Source organism: Nocardia sp. bgisy134, assembly GCF_057708325.1.
The window spans coordinates 564,824-583,728 of the sequence record NZ_JBYIRW010000001.1; the positions used below are offsets into that span (position 1 = coordinate 564,824).

The 18,905-nt window shown below is 67.8% G+C and carries 17 protein-coding genes, 1 tRNA gene and 1 pseudogene; 11 read left to right on the forward strand and 8 right to left on the reverse strand.

All coding sequences use genetic code 11. The annotated features are described in order from the left end of the window. Window positions 1-332 precede the first annotated feature (332 nt). The 3 genes and pseudogenes from AC3ERS_RS02465 to AC3ERS_RS02475 form a co-directional block, all read right to left on the reverse strand. A pseudogene (locus AC3ERS_RS02465) lies at window positions 333-1,553 on the reverse strand (AfsR/SARP family transcriptional regulator); the annotation flags it as partial. Between the two features lie 20 nt (window positions 1,554-1,573). After that, on the reverse strand, window positions 1,574-3,397 hold the full coding sequence (locus tag AC3ERS_RS02470; RefSeq protein ID WP_431962982.1) for a flavin-containing monooxygenase: 1,824 nt from the start codon (window positions 3,395-3,397) through the stop codon (window positions 1,574-1,576). 52 nt (window positions 3,398-3,449) lie between these two features. Beyond that, complete coding sequence (locus AC3ERS_RS02475; RefSeq protein WP_431962984.1) at window positions 3,450-3,938, reverse strand: acyl-CoA thioesterase; 489 nt, start codon at window positions 3,936-3,938, stop codon at window positions 3,450-3,452. A 101-nt stretch (window positions 3,939-4,039) separates the two neighbouring features. Between AC3ERS_RS02475 and AC3ERS_RS02480 the strand changes: the two genes are divergently transcribed. The 4 genes from AC3ERS_RS02480 to AC3ERS_RS02495 all read left to right on the forward strand — a co-directional run bounded on the left by AC3ERS_RS02480 (window position 4,040) and on the right by AC3ERS_RS02495 (window position 6,386). Further along, window positions 4,040-4,276: a hypothetical protein gene (locus tag AC3ERS_RS02480; protein WP_431962986.1), complete on the forward strand. Its 237-nt coding sequence runs from the start codon at window positions 4,040-4,042 to the stop codon at window positions 4,274-4,276. 131 nt (window positions 4,277-4,407) lie between these two features. Continuing rightward, the gene (locus tag AC3ERS_RS02485) at window positions 4,408-4,854 is read left to right on the forward strand and encodes an ester cyclase (protein ID WP_431962988.1); all 447 of its coding nucleotides are present in this window, start codon (window positions 4,408-4,410) and stop codon (window positions 4,852-4,854) included. Window positions 4,855-4,857: 3 nt separating this feature from the next. Further along, window positions 4,858-5,787, forward strand: a complete 930-nt coding sequence (locus AC3ERS_RS02490) for an NADP-dependent oxidoreductase (protein ID WP_431962990.1) — start codon at window positions 4,858-4,860, stop codon at window positions 5,785-5,787. A gap of 176 nt (window positions 5,788-5,963) precedes the next feature. Continuing rightward, the gene (locus AC3ERS_RS02495; RefSeq protein WP_431962992.1) at window positions 5,964-6,386 is read left to right on the forward strand and encodes a PaaI family thioesterase; all 423 of its coding nucleotides are present in this window, start codon (window positions 5,964-5,966) and stop codon (window positions 6,384-6,386) included. Window positions 6,387-6,535: 149 nt separating this feature from the next. Here the strand turns inward: AC3ERS_RS02495 and AC3ERS_RS02500 are convergent, their stop codons facing one another. Further along, on the reverse strand, window positions 6,536-7,420 hold the full coding sequence (locus AC3ERS_RS02500) for a LysR family transcriptional regulator ArgP (protein ID WP_431962994.1): 885 nt from the start codon (window positions 7,418-7,420) through the stop codon (window positions 6,536-6,538). Window positions 7,421-7,494: 74 nt separating this feature from the next. On the opposite strand from AC3ERS_RS02500, the gene AC3ERS_RS02505 reads away from it, so the two are divergent. Continuing rightward, window positions 7,495-8,118 carry a LysE/ArgO family amino acid transporter gene (locus AC3ERS_RS02505; RefSeq protein ID WP_431962996.1) on the forward strand — a complete coding sequence of 208 codons (624 nt, stop codon included), beginning with the start codon at window positions 7,495-7,497 and terminating at the stop codon, window positions 8,116-8,118. A 354-nt stretch (window positions 8,119-8,472) separates the two neighbouring features. Here the strand turns inward: AC3ERS_RS02505 and AC3ERS_RS02510 are convergent, their stop codons facing one another. Further along, complete coding sequence (locus AC3ERS_RS02510) at window positions 8,473-9,213, reverse strand: glucose 1-dehydrogenase (RefSeq protein WP_431962998.1); 741 nt, start codon at window positions 9,211-9,213, stop codon at window positions 8,473-8,475. Window positions 9,214-9,399: 186 nt separating this feature from the next. On the opposite strand from AC3ERS_RS02510, the gene AC3ERS_RS02515 reads away from it, so the two are divergent. Then, window positions 9,400-10,293 carry an alpha/beta fold hydrolase gene (locus tag AC3ERS_RS02515; RefSeq protein ID WP_431963000.1) on the forward strand — a complete coding sequence of 298 codons (894 nt, stop codon included), beginning with the start codon at window positions 9,400-9,402 and terminating at the stop codon, window positions 10,291-10,293. Window positions 10,294-10,356: 63 nt separating this feature from the next. Here AC3ERS_RS02515 and AC3ERS_RS02520 read toward each other — a convergent pair whose 3' ends face one another. Then, complete coding sequence (locus AC3ERS_RS02520; RefSeq protein WP_431963002.1) at window positions 10,357-11,754, reverse strand: WS/DGAT/MGAT family O-acyltransferase; 1,398 nt, start codon at window positions 11,752-11,754, stop codon at window positions 10,357-10,359. A 171-nt stretch (window positions 11,755-11,925) separates the two neighbouring features. Here AC3ERS_RS02520 and AC3ERS_RS02525 point away from each other — a divergent pair, with 171 nt between their 5' ends. Genes AC3ERS_RS02525 through AC3ERS_RS02535 form a run of 3 tightly spaced genes read left to right on the forward strand, consistent with a single transcriptional unit; the run spans window position 11,926 to window position 15,737 of the window. Beyond that, window positions 11,926-12,828 (forward strand): metal-dependent hydrolase, encoded by a 903-nt coding sequence (locus tag AC3ERS_RS02525; protein ID WP_431963004.1) that lies wholly within the window; start codon window positions 11,926-11,928, stop codon window positions 12,826-12,828. Beyond that, window positions 12,825-13,931: a PDR/VanB family oxidoreductase gene (locus AC3ERS_RS02530; RefSeq protein ID WP_431963006.1), complete on the forward strand. Its 1,107-nt coding sequence runs from the start codon at window positions 12,825-12,827 to the stop codon at window positions 13,929-13,931. Before AC3ERS_RS02525 ends, AC3ERS_RS02530 begins: the two co-directional genes overlap by 4 nt. Window positions 13,932-13,964: 33 nt before the next feature. Next, window positions 13,965-15,737, forward strand: a complete 1,773-nt coding sequence (locus AC3ERS_RS02535; protein WP_431963008.1) for an SDR family oxidoreductase — start codon at window positions 13,965-13,967, stop codon at window positions 15,735-15,737. On the opposite strand, the gene AC3ERS_RS02540 is transcribed toward AC3ERS_RS02535, so the two are convergent. Continuing rightward, complete coding sequence (locus tag AC3ERS_RS02540; protein WP_431963010.1) at window positions 15,730-16,257, reverse strand: glycine-rich domain-containing protein; 528 nt, start codon at window positions 16,255-16,257, stop codon at window positions 15,730-15,732. The two genes, AC3ERS_RS02535 and AC3ERS_RS02540, sit on opposite strands and share 8 nt — an antisense overlap. 521 nt (window positions 16,258-16,778) lie before the next feature. On the opposite strand from AC3ERS_RS02540, the gene AC3ERS_RS02545 reads away from it, so the two are divergent. Continuing rightward, on the forward strand, window positions 16,779-17,774 hold the full coding sequence (locus tag AC3ERS_RS02545; RefSeq protein WP_431963012.1) for a zinc-binding dehydrogenase: 996 nt from the start codon (window positions 16,779-16,781) through the stop codon (window positions 17,772-17,774). A gap of 208 nt (window positions 17,775-17,982) precedes the next feature. Here the strand turns inward: AC3ERS_RS02545 and AC3ERS_RS02550 are convergent, their stop codons facing one another. Next, window positions 17,983-18,414, reverse strand: a complete 432-nt coding sequence (locus AC3ERS_RS02550; RefSeq protein WP_431963014.1) for a nitroreductase/quinone reductase family protein — start codon at window positions 18,412-18,414, stop codon at window positions 17,983-17,985. A 174-nt stretch (window positions 18,415-18,588) separates the two neighbouring features. Between AC3ERS_RS02550 and AC3ERS_RS02555 the strand changes: the two genes are divergently transcribed. Then, window positions 18,589-18,662: transfer RNA gene (locus AC3ERS_RS02555), tRNA-Ile, on the forward strand. Window positions 18,663-18,905: the final 243 nt, after the last annotated feature.

Sequence of the window (18,905 nt, forward strand, 5' to 3'; positions counted from 1 at the left end):
TCGGAATCCAGCCGTGCATACCCCGATCGGAAGGCCGACTCCACGGTGATGCCGCCGAATTCGAATGCGTCGGGCCCCGCCCGCCGGGCGGTGATCCGATCGGCCGCCGAGCGGAGGGTCCATTCGGGCCGCATGGCGATCCGGCCTCCGGCGAGCCGGATCGCCAGCGGCAGATGCCCGCACAGGTGTACGAGGTCTCGAGCGGCCCGGGGCTCGGCGGCGACGCGGTCGTGTCCCACGATCCGGCCGAGCAGCGTCACACCGGCGACCATATCGAGCACGGCGAGACGCCGGGATCGGATACCAGGCAGGACGATCGGGCGGCGACCGGTGATCAGGACGGCGCTACCCGGGCCGCCCGGTAGCAGGGGCGCTACCTGCTCGGCGTCGTACGCGTCGTCCAGCACGACCAGCATTCGGCGACCGTCGATCATCGACCGCCACAGGGCGCCGCGTTGATTCGACTCCGGCGGGATGCCGGTATCGGGTACGCCGAGCGCGCGCAGGAACGCGGCGAGCGCATCGCCCGGCTGGACCGGATCGGGACGGCTGCCCCGCAGGTCGAAGTGGAACTGGCCGTCGGGATAACGATCACGGACGCGGTGCGAGATGTGCACGGCCAAAGCCGACTTGCCGACTCCGGGCATGCCCGTCACACTGGCCACGACCACCGTGCCGGAGGGGGTGAGATCAATTTCCAGTGCTGCCGCTTCGCCGGTGCGGCCGGTGAAATCGGCAGTGTCCGTCGGCAATTGGGCTGGCAACCGCTGCACTACCGGCGCGTCCCTCGTGCTCGCGGCCGGTAGCGTCACCTTGCTCTCGGTGAGGATCCGTCGATGCAGTTCGGTCAGCGCCGGTCCCGGTTCGAGGCCGAGATCGTCGACGAGACGCTGCCTGGTGTGCTGGTAGACGGTCAGTGCCTCGGCACGTCGGCCCGCGTAGTGAAGCGCGGTCATCTGCAGCGCGCAGAGCCGCTCGCAGTGCGGATCGGACGCCCGGAGCGATTCGGCCTCGGCAATGGCGCGGTCATGATCGCGGAGTGCGAGGGCGATATCGATCGACTGCTCCCGCAGTGCCCGGTGCAGCCTGCGTAGCCGGGATCGCTGGCTCTCCGCCCACGGCCCGGGTACTCCCGTCAGTGGGTCGCCGCGCCACAGTCCTAACGCCGCATCGACTTCCGCCTTCGCCTCGGTGAATCTACCAGCGGTGCAGGCAGACTCGGCGGCATCGCGATGCCTCTCCGCGATCGCCGCATCGGTGCCGACGGGAATGGCCAGGTGATATCCACCCGGCACCGACGCCACAATATCGGTGGAGTCGGTGCGGACGGCGAGGTGCCGCCGCACCGACCACACGAGGTTGCGGACCGCGCCGATCGCCGAATCCGGACTGTTCGCGCCCCAGATCCCGTCGATCAGCTCGGTGATCGATACGGTTCGTCCGGACATCGCGATCATTGCCAGTAGTGCCTGATTCTTCGGCTGGGAAATCGCGATCACGGTCGAACCGGCACACGCCTCGACCGGTCCCAGTACCGATACTTGCCACCGCATCCTGTCAGTGCTCCTGTCGGTCAGGTTCGGTGATGGACCTGCTGCAGCCCGTACACCGGGGTGGGAATGTTCGCGTAGTGCGCGGCGAGCTGCACTGCGAGATATCGCGAGTAGAAGCGCGTTTGGTGCAGGTTGCCTCCATGGAACCAGAGTCCATCCTGCGCGGTGGGCTTCCACATATTGCGCAGCTCGCCTTCCCAGGGGCCGGGGTCCTTGGTCGTGCCCGAACCGTAGCCCCAGCATCTGCCGACGGTCTCGCCCGTCCCCGGGCCGATGAGGTCGGCGACCCAATGGTGCATCGGTGCGTAGCCGGTGGCGTAGACGACGAGATCGGCGAGTAGCGCGGTGCCGTCACCGAGGACGACGGCGTCCTCGGTGAGTTCACGCACCTCCCCGTGGGCGAGTCGGATGTCGCCGTTGGCGATCAGTTCCGAGGCGCCGGTGTCGATATAGTAGCCGGACCCGCCACGCAGATACTTCATGAACAGCCCGGAATCGTCGTCACCCCAATCCAATTGGAATCCGGCCCGCTTCAGCCGGGCATAGAACTCGGCATCGCGTTCCCGGATGGCGGAGTAGATCGGAACCTGGAGGCTCGGCAGCAGTCGATAGGGAAGCGAGGCGAAGATCAAGTCCGCCTTCTCGGTGGTGATCCCGTTCGCGACGGCCTGTTCGGAGTACAGCTCGCCGAGCGCGAGCTCCATGGCCGACTCCGATCTCACGACATGCGTCGAGGAGCGCTGCACCATGGTGACCCGGGCCCCGGCCTCCCACAGTGCGGCGCCGATGTCGTGGGCGGAGTTGCCCGAGCCGATCACCACCGCGCGCTTGCCCGCGTAGGCGTCCGGTCCGGGGTGGCGGCTCGAATGCTGTTGCTCGCCGCGAAACCGATTCGCACCAGGAATATTCGGCACATTCGGCTTGCCGGACATGCCGGTGGCCAGCACCAGGTGTCGCGGTGTGAGTACCAGCGATTCCCCGTCGCGCCGCACGTGCACGCCCCATTGCCGATGCTGTTCGTCATAGGAGGCGCGTACGCAGGTGGTCTTCGACCAGTACGGCACCTCCATGACGCGGGTGTAGAACTCCAGCCAGTCGGCGAGTTTGTCCTTCGGGGTGAATACCGGCCAGTTGTCGGGGAACGGCAGATAGGGCAGGTGGTCGTACCACACCGGATCGTGCAGGGCCAGTGACTTGTAGCGGGCGCGCCATCGATCGCCTGGGCGGTCGTTCTCGTCGATGACGAGGGCGGGCACGCCCAGCTGACGCAGCCGCGCGCCGAGCACGATACCGGCCTGCCCGCCGCCGACCACCACCACATAGGGCTGGCGGCTGCGGCCGAGTTCCAGGTCCTCCTGTTCGCGATCTTCGGCGCCGATCCGGTGTCGAATCGCCTCGTGCGTTACACCTTTCGGCCGCTGCGCGCCGACCGGCTCTGGGCGGCCGTGAAGTTCGTGCAATGTCGTGAGTAATGTGAAGGCCCCGGCGTCGGTGAGGCGGAGCAGTCCGATCCCGCTGCCGACGGCGGTGTCGAATCCGATCGACGCCGTGATCACGCCTTCGGATTCGGTTGCCGCATCGGTCGTGTGGAAGCCGCGCGGGCGGATGTCGGCGACCTGGGTCCGCACCATATCGGCGATTTCGACACGGCCCTCGAGCGTCTTGATGTTCCAGGTGAATGCCACCAGATCGCGCCAGAGGCCATCGACGGTGAACATCGCGGCCGCGGTGTGCGCGTCGCCTGCGGCGAGCGCCGATTCGAAATCGCGGAGCCAGGCGTCGGCCCGCTGCCGCGGTCCGGTGTCCGCCGCGGGAGCGGGATTCGGTTCGGTCGTGCGAGTCATGTATTCTCCAGTACGGCTAGCATTGTTCTGCTGCGGCACAGCGGATTTCGCCTCACCGGTCGTTGGTCTCGGAAGCGGCGGGCTGCTCCGCGATCGGTGAACGCTCGAAGAGCGAATCGGCCAGCTCGCGAGTCGCATCGGCCCACGGCGCCGAACGCAGCGAGGCGAGATCGATGTTCACCTCGGTGCGCGTGCCTTCGGCGTGCACGGTGTGCCCGTCGGTGGAAGCCACCTGGAAATCGAAGACCATGCTGCTCTTGCCCAGGTGCTTCAGCCAGAACCGAACCGCAACCCGCCCGACACCGCGAACGGGACTGCGGTACCTGATCGTCTGCTCCAACACGACATGTACGACATCGGGATGTGTTGGTACCCCGTCGACGATGGAGTATCCCGCGCGTGCCCACACCGCGACCAGTGCCCGCTCGATCAGCAGCGCATACCGGCCGTTGTGCAGGTTCCCCATGAAGTCGAGATCGTCCAGATGTACCTCGGCGGGCTCGATGCACCCCACGCCGACCGTCGCAGCAGCGCTGACCATGAATTCTCCTTCCATCGACGGGGTGATCCCCGACCTCGTGTGCCCAAGATGATCTAGAAGGCGCTGTCTCGGCCGCATCGGCCGAACGACCTATGGGTTCGGTGGATGTGATCGACTGCGCGATCTCCACCGTCGCTCGGTGCCGCCATGCCAACCAGGTGGTGTTCTCCCGTGGGGCGGGATCCCCGGTCTGCCAACGCGATTCCCTGGCTGCCGCCGCGGGCGATCAGATCCGCAACGAAAGCTGCCGCAGCCGAATCAGTTTCGCCCTGCTGAGGGCGAATGTCGCGGCTGCCGAATGGCGCGTGACCGAAGAGAATCTGGCCGGTTTGCCCTGACGGTGGGGCTGCCGACCCCGGTGCAGGCGCCACCTGGATGCCGTTTCTCGAGCCGACGACACTCAGAGGAGTTCGAACCGGGGTATCGGCGAAAGTCGCGATCCCGGCTACCAATGATGAACGGAGACAACATGATGGCCAGCCCGCCGGATGAACTGCTGGCAACCTTCTATCGGGCCTTCAGCGGCGAGGTGGATCTGCTCGACACCGTTCTGACGCCCGGCTGGGAGGATATTCCGCTCGCACCCGGGCAGGCGCCGGGGCGCGACGGGATCAAACCCCTCATCGCGGCATTCTCCCAGGCCTTTGCGGAGGTGAAGGTCGTCATCCACGCCATCGTCGACGGGCGTGACGACAACGGCGACGGGCTCGTCGGTGTCCGGGGCGAGATCTGCGGCACGCATCGCGGCGAATGGTTCGGCGTCCCGGGATCCGGACGGGAAGCCCACATCCCTATCCACGAATTCCACGAGATCGCTGCGGGGCGCATCGCCCGGACCTGGCACCTCGAGGACTGGTTCGGCTGGGTCCAGCAGGTCGGCGCGTGGCCGGCCGAGAAGGAAAAGGAAGAAGCGTAGGTCATGAAGGCAGTACAGATTCGAGCTTATGGCGGGCAGGCCGAGGCGGTGGACATCGACGATCCGGCGGTCGGACCGCGCGAGGTTCTCCTCCGCGTATCGGGTGTCGCACTGAATCCGCTCGACCTGAAGATCGCCTCGGGCGCCGTGCAAGGATTCTTCCCGGTGCAGTTCCCGTACACGCTGGGCACCGATGTGTCGGGGACCATCGCCGAGGTGGGCGCCGAGGTCGCCGGATGGTCGGTGGGGGATCGGGTGGTCGCCAGGCTCGATCCCACCCGGGGCGGCGCCGCCGCCGAATTCACTACGGTTCCGGCCGACCAACTGGCCAAGGCTCCCGCGTCGGTATCCCTTCCGCTTTCGGCGGGCATTGTGACCGCCGCGGGTACCGCGTGGCAGGCACTCACCGAGGTGGCGAGCCTGCGGACGGGCCAGACCGTGCTCGTGCACGGCGGGGCGGGCGGTGTCGGCAGCTTCGCGGTTCAGTTCGCCCGGGATATCGGTGCCCGCGTGATCGCCACTGCGTCGGGTGCCGGTGTCGATATCGCACTGAAACTCGGGGCGCACGAGGTTGTCGACTACAAGGTTGCCGATTTCACCGAGTCGATCTCCGGGGTGGACGTCGTGCTGGATACCGTGGGCGGCGAGAACGAAGCACGATCGCTCGAGGCGCTGCGACCCGGTGGATTGCTTGTGGCGCTGCCGGTACCGCCCGACGTCGAACGCGCCGAAGCGCTTGGCCTGCGTGCGGAGTTCGTTTTCCATACTTCGGCTGCGGGACGTCTCGCGGCGGTGGTGCGGAAGATCGATGACGGCGCCCATATCCTGCTCGACCGCATGCTGCCGCTCACCGCGACACCGGATGCGATGAACCACCTGCACGACGGCAAGGCGGCGGGCAAGGTCATCCTGGTGGCCGACAAGATCGTCTGAGTGGACGCGGCTACCAGGCGACCGTCGCGCAGCCGCCGCGTTCGAGCGCCGAAAGACACAGGTTTGCGTGCACCACAGCGGTGGGTACTGTCTCGATCGGTGATCGCGCAACCAAGGGGGAACACATGGTCATGGCGAATACTTTGCGGAAGTTGTCGGCCGGGCAGTTTCGGCTGATGACGAACGCGTACCCGGTCTTCCTGATGGGCGGTATCCGCATCGAGCACGTGGCCGATGATTGGTCCAGTATCACCGTGCGGCACAAGGTGAGCGGCTGGAACAAGAACCACGCCGGCGTGGCGTTCGGCGGCATCTTGTCCATGATGACCGACCCGTTCTTCGGTCTGATGGCCCTGTGGCAGCTGGGTGACGGACACTGGGTCTGGAATACCACGGCCACAACGGAATTCGTCCGCCCCGGCCGCGGGTTGGTGCGCGTGACGATGCAGATGCCCCCCGAGGACATGGCGATGATCCGTCGAAACCTGGAGTCGGACGGTGTCTCCCGTACCAACCACTCCGCCGAGCTCGTCGGTCCCGACGGCGAACTCGTCGCCCGCACGAGCCAGGAACTGTACGTGCGCAAGCGCTCTCGATGACGCCGTGGCGCGCACTCGATGAGCGGCGCCGCTGATATCTCAGCACTCGGTACAACCTGCCGATAGCTCAGTTCGACGCGCCGGAAAGCTCTGCCCTCGACGACCCAGCACTGCGCGCCCGCCCCTCAGCACGCACATACCCGACCGGCTCACCGCAACGCCGCGGCGGCCGCCTCTGCGATCGCCCCGGCGACCGCGCTCAACGCGGGCGAATGCAACTTCCACTGCTGCCAGTACAGCGGCACGTCGATGTACGAATCCTCGTCTATCGGAACCAAACTCGTCGGTGAGTCGTCGGCGGTCTGTAGATCTGGCAGCATGCCCCAGCCCAGGCCGAGGCGGACTGCCGTGCCGAAGGCGGTGGACGAGGGGACATAGTGGCGGGGCGGGTCGATCGGCTGGCGGGTGCGGCGGCGGAGGTGGCGATCTTGGAGGTCGTCCTTGCGGTCGAACAGGACGACGGGTGCGGCGGCGTAGGCCTTGGCGGTGGGCCCGTCGGCGAACCAGGTGCGGGCGAACGCCGGGCTGGCCATCGGGCGATATCGCATGGCGCCGAGCTTGTCGACCTTGCAGCCCTGCACCGGCTTCGCGGTGGCGGTGATGGCCGCCATGACGGTGCCGTCGCGCAGCAGCGCGGTGGTGTGCTCCTCGTCTTCGCGATGGATCTCGAAGCACACGCCGGGCGGCGCCTCGCTGAGAGCGGGCATGACCCAGGTCTCCAGGGAGTCGGCGTTGACCGCGATGGGTAGGCGGATCGGGCGGTCGACCGGGTGGTCGGCGTCGCCGAGTTCGCGGGCGGTGTCGCCGGTGAGCAGGTCGATCTGGCGGGCGAGGCGCAGCACGGCGAGCCCGGATTCGGTGGCGCGCACCGGTTTCGTGCGTTGCAGCAGAATGCGACCCGCGGCGTCTTCGAGCGCCTTGATGCGCTGGCTGACCGCCGATGGTGTGACGCGGAGACTGCGGGCGGCGGCCTCGAAGGTCCCTTCGGTGACCGCCGCGTTGAGCGCCCTGAGCTGGTCGAGCTGCAGATCCATGTTGAGAAAGTCTAATGATGCTTCAGAATCTTTAGCTTGTCTGGTTGGATGGCGCGGACTTAGCGTCGATGAACGTGACGGTTTCCTCGGCGGGCTTCGCCGCACTCTCCGGTCTGGGCTTCGGGCTGTCGCTGATCGTCGCGATCGGCGCGCAGAACGCCTTTGTGCTGCGTCAAGGCGTGCGCGGTCAGCACGTCGCCGCGGTGGTCGCGGTGTGCGCACTGTCGGACATCGTGCTGATCGCCGCGGGCATCGCCGGTTTCGGGGCCCTGGTGGAATCGCTGCCCTCGGTGGTGACCGCGGTGCGCTACGCGGGTGCGGCGTTCCTCATCGGCTACGGCGCGCTCGCCGCGCGGCGCGTGCTGTCCGGCGGCTCGCTCACCCCCGACGGTGCGGGCGCGTCGGTGGCGCTCGGCGCGACCGTCCTCACCTGCCTGGCGCTGACCTGGCTGAATCCGCACGTCTACCTGGACACGGTCCTGCTGCTCGGCTCCTTCGCCAACACCTACGCACCGCCCGACCGCTGGTTCCTCGGCGCGGGCGCGATGCTCGCCAGCATCCTGTGGTTCGTCACACTCGGCTTCGGCGCCCGCCTCCTGGGACCGCTGTTCACCCGCCCGACGGCTTGGCGAGTACTGGATTCGGCGATCGCGCTGGTGATGTTCGCCCTAGCTACGGGACTGCTGCTCTCCAGCTGAGGTGCGTGGGAAGCGCGACAGGACAGGAGATCTCGTGACTACCTCCGGGTGCGGGCCGTTGGCGGTTGCCGTCGCTGGGTGACTGCGGTGCGTGGCCGCCAACGAATCCTGCTCGAGATCATCGCCCCCGCTGAGGCGTAACTGTCCCGGGTGTGGGTCGCCGGGGCCGCTGGCGGATGCGGCCGAGGGGTGATTGCCGGTGTGTGCCCGGTGCCCGGTGCCACGTCGTCGCGTGCCGCCCGAGGGCGCCGCATTAGGTGACGGCCGGTATGACCGCTGCCGAGGTGCCAACGGGCGACAACGGGAGCGCGGCCACCCGACCGGTCCCGCTGAGGACCCGACCAGGCGCTTCGACTAGAACGTCTTGTGCGGAACCCCCACCGTCAACCCCCCATCGATGACGAACTCGGCCCCCGTCGAATACGACGATTCATCACTCGCCAGATACGTCACCAAATTCGACACCTCCTCCGGATCCGCCGCCCGCCCCAGTGGGATCTGGAGGAAATCCGCCGGAATGCCCTCGGTCATCGGCGTGCTGATCAAGCCTGGATGCACCGAGTTCACCCGAATCCCGTGCTGCGCCAACTCCAGCGCGGTCGATTTCGTCAGACCCCGGACGGCGAACTTGGTCGCGGTGTAACCGTGCAGGCCGGGGCTGCCGCGCATGCCCTCCACGGAGGAGATGTTGACGATGGAGCCGCCGCCCGCCTCGATCATCGCGGGAGTCGCCGCCTGCATGCCGAGGAAGGTGCCGGTCAGGTTGATGTCGATAATGCGCTGCCATTCCTCCAGCGCGAAGTCCACCAGCAGGTTCCCGTTGACGATCCCGGCATTGTTCACCAGGACGTTCAGCGCGCCGAACCGCTGCACGGCTTCGGCGGCGGAGGCCTGCCAGTCCGCCTTCTCCCGGACGTCGAGGTGCACATAGACGGCGTAGTCGCCGAGTTCCTCGGCCAGCGCCTTGCCCTCGTCGTCGAGGACGTCTCCGAGCACGACGCGCGCGTCCTCGGCCACGAACTTCTTGGCGTGCGCGGCGCCCATGCCGCGGGCTCCACCGCTGATCAAGGCCACCTTGCCGGTCAGCCGCCCCATTGCGGTACCTCCGTCCGTCGCGGAAAAGCGTCGGCGGTAGCCGACGTGAACACGTTACATAACATCCGCATAGTTCAGCGGGTCCGCGAGGCGAAGAATCCGCCGCGCAGCACAGACCGGTCCGTAACGCTGTGGCATCATCGAATGGAACGTGTTCCAGTATTGTCGCCCGGAGGAGGTCCGAGGATGGCGAATCCCGACCGGATCCGACGGTGGATCCGCCGCGCGGGCGTTCCCGACATCGCCGAGGTGCCCGGCGGCCGCGTGGTCGAGTTGGCGGGCAGGGGACGCACCTACGTGGTCGACATGCCGGGGCCAGAGGGCGCGCCGACCGTGATCCTGCTGCACGGCACCGCGAGCACCGCCTACCTCACCTGGTTTCCCGCGCTGGCTGCGCTAGCCGAGCGCTACCGGGTGATCCTGTTCGACCAGCGCTGGCACGGGCGCGGCATCAAGTCCCCGCACTTCTCGGTGCGCGACTGCGCCGACGACGTGCTGGCGGTCGCCGACGCCATGAACGTCGAGCGGCCCCTCTGCGCAGGCTATTCGCTCGGCGGCGTGGTCGCGTTGACGGCGGCCCACCGTCATCCGGACCGCGTGGGCGGGCTGGTGCTGTGCGCGACGCCGTATCGATTCCGGGAGAAGTGGCGCGAGCGGGCGTTCCATCAGGTGTTCGGCGCTTTCGCCGATGCCATCGGCCCGTATTCGCTGCGGCGCCTCGACGCATTCGCGAGCAGGTTGTCCGAACTGCCGGAACATACCTGGCCGCCAGGCGGTTTCGAGCGCTGGGCGCTGGAGGAATTCCGCAGCACGAGCGGCTGGGCGCTGGCTCAGGTGATCGCGGAGGTGGGACGGTTCGACGCGTCGGCCTGGCTCGGCGCGATTTCGGCGCCGACGGCGGTGGTCATCACGACCCGCGACCGGGCGATTCCGGTGTATCGGCAGCTGGAGATGGCGACGATGATTCCCGGCGCGACCATTCACCTGGCCGGGACGGGACATACGGGCTGTGTCTTCGGCGCGGAGCGTTTCGTTCCCGCGCTGCTCGACGGCTGCGCTGCCGTTGCCGCGCGGCAGTGACCCGGCGAAAATCGCTGCGGGAGACCCTGTTCGGCGTCGGTGGCGAACAGGGCGGCATGGGGATTACTCCACTTCGCGTGCCGCGGTGCGCAATTCGTCGATGATGCCCGGCACCGCATCGGCCATCGTGGCGAGATCGGGCACGAGCTCCTTGCAGGCGATGAATCCGATGTCGAGATCGCCGTTGTTGGACAGCACCGTGACGGTGAGCCCTGCCCCGTGGAAGACCGGCCCGAACGGATACATCGCGTCCACCTTGATGCCCAAGAAGTACAGCGGCATCGGCGGGCCCGGCACGTTCGAGACCACGAGGTTGTGCACCACCGGATGATGTTCGGCCAGCTTCAGCGACGAGTACACCCGCGCGGCGAGCTGGAAGGTGTTGGGCGGGGCGTACTTCGACCAATCCTGCAGGAAGTCGGCGCCGATCAGATCGTGTTCGTCCTTGGCGTTCCGATTCGCCGCGGCCACCGCGCGCAGCCGCTCGACCGGGTCGGCGATGTCGGTGCCGAGCTCGGAGAAGAGCGAGGAGACTTTGTTGATTCCCTCGGTGTGCCGCGAGGATTCGTGCACCGAGACCGGCACCGAGGCGATGAGCGAGCGATCGGGCAGCTCGTCGTGCTTGTCCAGATAGGCGCGCAGCACGCCGCCGACGACGGTCAGCACAACGTCGTTGACCTTCACGTCGAAGGCGGTCTTGATCTCCTTGATGTCGGCCAGATCCGCTTCGGCGAAGGCCACCGCGCGGTGCGGGGTGATCGCCTTGTTGAACGGGGTGCGCGGCGCGGTGAGCGGAATCGCCATGCCCGCCTGGTTGTTTCGCCGCCGCTGCGCGAAACCGGCGAGCATGCCGACGGTCTTGGGCACCATGCCGACGATGCCCATCTTGCCCGGCAGTCGAACAGCCGCCTCCGCGAACAGCTTCAAGTCGTTCGGCGCGGACTCGGGCCGCCATTCCTCCGTCGGCTCCGGTCGGGTCACGCCCGGTTCCATGTCGCACAGGTGCATCATCATGTTCGTGCCGGTGATGCCGTCCACGGCGGCGTGGTGGTACTTGCAGATCACCGCGACCTTGTCGCCGTCGACGCCTTCGACCACGTTCATCTGCCACAGCGGCCGGTCGCGGTCCATCGGCCTGCTGGCGATGTCGCCGACCAGTTCGGCCAGCTCGCTCCTGCCGCCCGGACTCGGGATGCCGATGCGCCGGATGTGGTAGTCGAGATCGAAGTCGGGGTCCTCCACCCAGACCGGATGGTCCAGGTTGAACGGCACTTCGTGTAGTCGCCGCCGCATCTGCGGGATCAGGGGTACTCGGCGGCCCAGCTCGGCCTTGAAGGAGTCGAAGGAGTAGCGCGCGCCGTCGGCCGCCGGGTCCAGGATGAGCAGCGCGCAGACGTGTAGATGCTGGGTCCCGGTCTCGAGATAGAGGAAACTGGCATCCAATCCGGTCAATCGTTCCATAGCCGAAGCCTACTAGAACGTGTTCTAATTTCGGGCTCGATTGACGCTCCCTATGTGTGTTACCGCTAGTTCCATATACGTGTATGATCGTTGCTACACCCGCGCAGGAACCGGCGCTGACCCATGCCGATTCGCTGCCGAGGTGCACGTATGAGGATCGAGGGAGTACCGATGAAGCTACTTCGCAGGGCTCACCGGCGGCCGGACACCGATCCGGGCGAGGTGGCGCTCAACGCGCGCAATGTCCAGTTCGATTGGGCCGACACTCCGCTGCACTGGATGCCGGAGGAGCCGATCGCCTCGCACCTGATCAATTCGCTGAACCTGCTGCTCCCCGAGGGCGAGCGCATGTTCTGCGCCGCCTACGCCGAGGCCTTGCCCTACGTCAAGGACGAGAAGCTCCGCGAGGCGATGCTCGGCTTCATCGGCCAGGAATCGATGCACGCCGAGACTCACGACAAGGTGCTGCACGAGGTGCTCTCGGCGAACGGCATCGACCCGGAGCCCTATGTGCGCCAGGCCGAATACCTGTTCCGCAAGACGCTCGGGCCCACGGACGTCGAGGGCATCGCGCAGCGCCAGATCATGGTCGAGCGGCTGGCCTTCATCGCCTGCCTCGAGCACTTCTTCGCCTTCCTCGGCGACTGGGTGCTCAACGCCGACCTGGAGAAGTTCGGCGCGGACCCGCGGGTGGCCGACCTGTTCCGGTGGCACGGCGCGGAGGAAGTCGAGCACCGGCATGTCGCCCACGACGTGGCGGTGTATTTCGGCGCGGGGTACGTCCGCAGGTCGGCGCTGATGGTGCTGGTGTTCCCGATCTTCGTCTCGCTGGTCGTCCGCGGCACCAAGTTCATGGTCCAGCAGGACCCCGCGCTGCCCGATCTCGGATACCCGCGGCTGATCAAGCGCGTTTTCGGCGCCATGTGGCGCGGCTCACTGCCCGGCGTACCCTCGCTGCTGTGGAGTGCGCTGTCCACGTTCAAGCCCGGCTACAACCCGGAGACGGTCGGCTCCACCGCCCAGGCGGTGGCGTACCTGGCCACGTCGCCCGCGGCGCGCGCGGTCGCCTCGTGAGCCCGCGGGTCATCCCGGAGCGGCTACCCGCCGATCTGTTCGGCAAGCGTGATCGGGACCGCGCGGTGCGGGTGTTCGACGCGCTGGCGACGGCCCGGTTGCGCTGGGCCACGCTGGTCAACCGGCGGGATCTGAGCCCGAAGGTCGACGACCGCAGGCTCGCGCTGGTCGTCACCGAGCGCCGGGTCGAGGCGCACGACCAGGACGTGGTGAGCCTGCGGCTCGAGGCGCCGGACGGGCGCGAACTGCCCGCGTGGCGGCCTGGCGCGCACCTGGATCTCGAGTTGCCCTCCGGCAAGCTGCGGCAGTACTCGCTGTGCGGCGACCCTGCGGACACTCGTGCCTATCGGGTCGCGGTGCGCCGCATCCCGGATGGTGGCGGCGGTTCGGTCGAGGTGCACGACGCCTTGCCTGTCGGTAGCCCGATCGTGGTGCGCGGTCCGCGCAACGCCTTCCCGTTCGCGGTGCCCGGCTACGGTTCGCCCGCGGTGCATCTGCACTTCGTCGCCGGCGGCATCGGAATCACCCCGATCCTGCCGATGGCGCGGCTGGCCGTGCGGCTCGGACTCGACTGGTCCATGGTGTACGTCGGCCGCAGTCGCGAGACCATCCCGTTCCTCGACGAGATCGAGACGTTCGGCGACCGCGTCACCGTGCGCACCGACGACGAACACGGACTGCCGGACGCGGCCGCGCTGCTGCCCGGCGTCACCACGGGCACCGCGGTCTACTGCTGCGGCCCGGTGCCGATGACCGACACCGTCGCCGACGCGGTGCGCCGGATGCGCGGCGTGGAACTGCATTCCGAGCGTTTCTCGCCGCCGCCCGTGGTGAACGGGCGGCCGTTCGAGATCCAGCTCGCCTCCACCGGGGAGGTGCTCCAGGTGCCCGCCGACGAGTCGGCGCTGGCCACCCTCCTGAAATCCCGTCCTGATCAACCGTATTCGTGTCGGCAGGGTTTCTGCCGAACCTGCAAGGTGCGCGTACTGGCCGGTGAGCCGGACCATCGCGACACCGTGCTCACCGAGGACGAGCGCGCGGACGGCGAGATGCTGGCCTGCGTATCGCGCTGCGATCGAGGGCGTCTCGTGCTCGACCTGTAGTGAAGACCCCTCCGACCAGAACAGGAGACGTCGATGACTACGGATATCGACTCGGAAGTGACCGAACGGATCGTGCGCAACGGTGAATTCGAGCTCGCCGTCTACGAATACGGCGATCCCGCGGCCCCGACCGTGGTGCTCGTGCACGGCTGGCCGGACACCCACCACCTCTGGAGCGCCGTGGTGCCGCTGCTGGCGCGGCGGTTCCACGTCGTCACCTACGACACCCGCGGGCACGGCCGGTCCACCCGCACCCGGCGGACCGCCGACTTCCGGCTGGACGCGCTCGCAGCCGACTTCTTCGCCGTCGCCGACGCGGTGAGCCCGGACGCGCCGGTGCACGTGCTCGCCCACGACTGGGGTTCGGTCCAGGTGTGGGAGGCGGTGTGCGAACCGCGCGCCACCGCCCGGATCGCGTCGTTCACCTCCGTGTCCGGCCCGAATCTCGACCACATCGGAAAGTGGGTGCGCGCCAGGCTCTCCCGGCCCACCCCGCGCAACGTGTGGCAGCCGTTCACCCAGCTGCTTTCCTCGGCGTACACGGCCTTCTTCATGACTCCGGGATTGCCGCGGGCCGCCTTCGGCGCATTCGGTACCGAAGAGCGTTGGCAGCGTGCGGTTTCCCTGATGAACGGCACGCCCACGTCGACCGTCACCCTCGCCCCGACCTTCCGGCGCGACATCGTCGACGGTCTGCTCATCTATCGCGCGAACATCGTGCAGCGGATGCTCGCCCCGCGCGAGCGGCGCACCGAGGTGCCGGTTCAGCTGATCGTGGCGGGCCGCGATGTGGCGGTGCGCCCCGCGGGTTACGACGACGAACGCAAGTGGGTCTCGCGACTGTGGCGACGGGACGTGCCCGCCGGGCACTGGATGCCGTTCTCGCACCCCGAATTGCTGGCCACCGCCACCACCGAGCTGATCGACACCCTCGACGGCGGCGCGGCACCGCGCGGTCTGCGCCGTGCCGAAACCGACCGGACCCGAAAAGAGTTCGACGACCAGCTGGTGGTGATCACCGGCGGTGGCAGCGGGATCGGCCGGGAGACGGCGCTGGCGTTCGCCCGGCTCGGCGCCGAGATCGTGCTGTCGGACATCAATCTGGACGCGGCGAAGCAGACCGCCGAGCTGATCGCCGCGGAAAACGGTGTGGCGCACGCCTATCGGCTCGACGTCTCCGACGAGGCCGCGGTGACCTCGCACGCGGCCGAGGTGATCGCCGCGCACGGCGTGCCCGACATCTTGATAAACAACGCGGGCATCGGCCAGGCGGGCGGGTTCTTCGACACGCCCTCGGCGGAGTTCGATCGTGTGCTGCGGATCAACCTCGGCGGCGTGGTGAACGGCTGTCGCGCCTTCGGCGCCGCCATGGCCGAGCGCGGCCTCGGCGGACACATCGTCAATCTGTCCAGCATGGCCGCCTACGGCCCGCAGCAGGGGTTCAGTGCGTACTCGACCAGCAAGTCGGCGGTGTTCATGTTCTCCGACTGCCTGCGCGCCGAGCTGGCGGGCCGCGGTATCTCGGTGCACACCATCTGCCCGGGCATCGTGCACACCAATATCGTTGCCACCACTACCTTTTCGGGCCTCAGCGCCGAGGAGGAGAAGCGCAAGCAGGCCAAGTACGACAACCTGTACCGGATGCGCCGCTACACGCCGGACAAGGTCGCCGATCAGATCGTGCGTGCCGTCCGGCGCGACCGCAGCATCGTGCCGGTCACCCCGGAGGCGCGGTTGCAGTACCAGTTCAACCGCTTCGCGCCCGCGGTGGTGCGGTTCCTCGCGGCGCGGGTGAAGCTCACCTAGGGTCCGTCGACGCCCGGTGCAGCTCGGCCTCGATCGCCGCGACGCGCCGGGCGTCGATGCCCCACGGGTGGGCGACCCCGACCTTGCTGTCGAGATCCCACAGCACGCAGGTCTCGTCCGGTCGCGCGACCATCGACCAGGCCACCACCGTGCGGCCCAGCTGTTCGGCCATCGAGCCGTGCGCCACGAGCTTGCGCGGCGGCGCGTCACCGTCCGGATAGTGGTGCAGGAAGCGGCCGTAAGCGGCCGTGCAGAACGCGGCGTAGCGCTCCGTGCACAGAATCAGGCCGTGCCAGGCCTCGTCCACCGCGTGCGAGGGCATGCCGATGACCTGGCCGTCGCGCATCGCCGCGCCGCAGCAGCGCAGCCACTGACGCAGACCGGTCTCCACCAGCTCGCGCGGCTGCCACGGGCACGTCTTGAAGACGGCCTCGGAGAGTTCCAGCTCGGCCACGGCCTGCTCGACGTCGCGCAGGTCGACCTGGCGGCGGAGGCGCTGTCGGGAACGGAAAAACTGCACGATTCACTGTACGGCCGCGCGCCGCTACCATTCCGTCATGACGGCTGCGCTCATTGTCCTGAGTCTCATCCTGACCCTGCTGATTGTGTGTGCCGTCGTGGTGTTGGTGGTGGCGCTGGTCAAGGCGGTCAGCACGCCCCCGCGGCAGCCGGGGTGGCCGCCGAACCGCAGCCAGGGGCCCTGGTTCGCGGGCGGCGCCGGGATGGGACACCGCAGGCACGGGAGCGGGTGCGGTGGCGGCGACTCGGGGAGTAGCTGTTCGGGCGGCAGCGGCGGCGACAGCGGGTGCGGCGGGGGCAGTTGCGGCGGGGGAAGCAGCAGCTGTGGTGGGGGAAGCAGCAGCTGCGGCGGAGGGAGTAGCAGCAGCTGCGGCGGTGGCAGCAGTTGCGGCGGCGGCTCCTGAACCACGCGTCATGCACTACCGGCCGCGCGAGTGATCTGACTCCCCGGCTCTTGACCTCGACTGGACTTCAGGTTTCATGCTTGGCGCTGTTCGACCAGATGTGATCAGGAGGTCAGTGATGCGAGCTGTGCAGGCAAGGGAATTCGGTGGACCGGAGGTACTCGCGGTGCGCGAAGTACCCGATCCCACCCCAGGTTCCGGGCAGGTGGTCGTCCGAGTCGCGGCGGCCGACGTGATGTTCCTCGACACCCGGCTGCGCTCGGGTTGGGGAAGCGAGTACTTCGAGATCGAAACCCCTTACGTGCCGGGCGGGGCGATCTCCGGCGTGGTCGTGGAGGTGGGCGCGGACGTCGATCCGTCGTGGCTCGGCAAGCGCGTCGCCACCAGCACCGCCGCGAGCGGAATCGGCGGCGGACAGCCCATCGGCGGCTATGCCGAGAAGGCGCTCGCCAAGGCGGAGACTCTCATCGAAGTGCCGGAAGGGCTTTCGCTGACGCAGGCCGTCGCGCTCACCCACGACGGCCGGACCGCGCTCGCCGTGTTCGACCGCGCCGCCATCCAGCCGGGGGAGTGGGTCCTCGTCACCGCGGCGGGCGGCGGCCTCGGCACGCTGCTCATCCAATTGGCCCGCGCCGCAGGCGCATACGTCGTCGCGGCGGCCCGCGGGCACGCCAAACTCGAGCTCGCCGAGCGGCTGGGCGCGCACGCCGCCGTCGACTATTCCGAACCGGACTGGACCGCCAAGGCGCGCGCCGCGACCGACGGAGCCGGGGTGAACATCGTGCTCGACGGCGCGGGCGGTGAGCTCGGCGCGGCGGCCGCCGAGACCATCGCCGATCACGGCCGATTCCTCGGATATGGCGCCGCGGCAGGCGATTTCGCCGCACTGGACCGCGACGCGCTGGCCGCGCGCGATATCGCCGTGCTCGGCCTGTTCGACCTCACCGGCGCCGACATCGACTGGAACGCGCTCTCGCGCCGCATCCAGGCGGCCGTCGTCGCCGGTGACATCGAGGTCGTGATCGGTCAGACCTTCTCCCTCGAAGACGCCGACAGTGCCCATGCCGCAATCGAATCCAGGAAATCTCTCGGACGAACGCTGCTCACATTGTGACTTGTCCGGCATTGTGTGCGATCGGTCTGAGACAGCGCTAATGTGCCTGCCGTGCAAACTCTGATCGTTATCGGTGTTGTCGCCGTCGTCCTCTTCCTCGTTTTCGCCGTTGTCCAATTCGCAAGTCGCCCACCGACAATGGAGAGCCGATGGGACGACCGCGTGCCGGTGGACAAGGGTCAGTGGGGAGACGGCGGCGACTGACGGTTCACTTGGTCTGCGTCAAAACCACCACTGCGATGGGCCGTTTGGTCATCTTTTGATAGGCGCTGTAGCGGCCCTTGTTCACTTTGTCGACGATCGCCCACCGTCGTGCGTAGTCCGCATCATCCGGATACGTCGCTTGTGCAACCACTTTCACCCGGCGCCGCCCGACTTGAATCTCACACTCGGGCGTCGCCTTCACATTCGCCAGCCACCCCGGCGGGCGCGGCGAGCCGCCGTTCGATGCGGTCACCAAGTACGCCTCGCCGTCCCGCCCGTAGGTCAACGCCGAGATCCGTTCCTGACCGGACTTCCGCCCCACCGTCCGCAACAGCAGGGTCGGATTGCCGAACAGCAGCTTGTGGCCGACCAGCCCACCGCTGTTCTCGTACACCCACTGATGAACCCGCAGCACATTCGCGAACACACTGGCCATATCTGACCCTCCAGTAAGTTTCGGTTTCGGCCCACACTAGTGGACGCCGGCAGCGGAACGCCGCACGAAACCCCGCGTGTGAGCGTCTACCTGCCCAGCCGCCGGGGAGTCAACTGGTGCCCGCCCCGCCACGCCCGGTAGCATCCCTGACAGTCGCGGTTCCACCGCGCATGCGGGGCGGTAGCTCAGTCGGTTAGAGCCGTGGACTCATAATCCATTGGTCGCGGGTTCGAGCCCCGCCCGCCCCACAAACCCCCGCTGACCAGCAGGTTTTTGTTTTTCACGAGAGTTTCGATCTAGAACAGCGCTCTTCCAAGCGGTAAGGGTATGCGCGGCGGCGTTCGCCGCCTACCCCCGACGACAAGGCGTGTGGCGATGCGCCTCGAGCTGCACGCCCAGGGACGCCGTATCGGGTCGACCGACGAAGTTGAGAGCAGCGGCCGGTCGCGGATGCGGTCAGGTCATCCTACGAGCAGTGCGCCTCAGCGCAC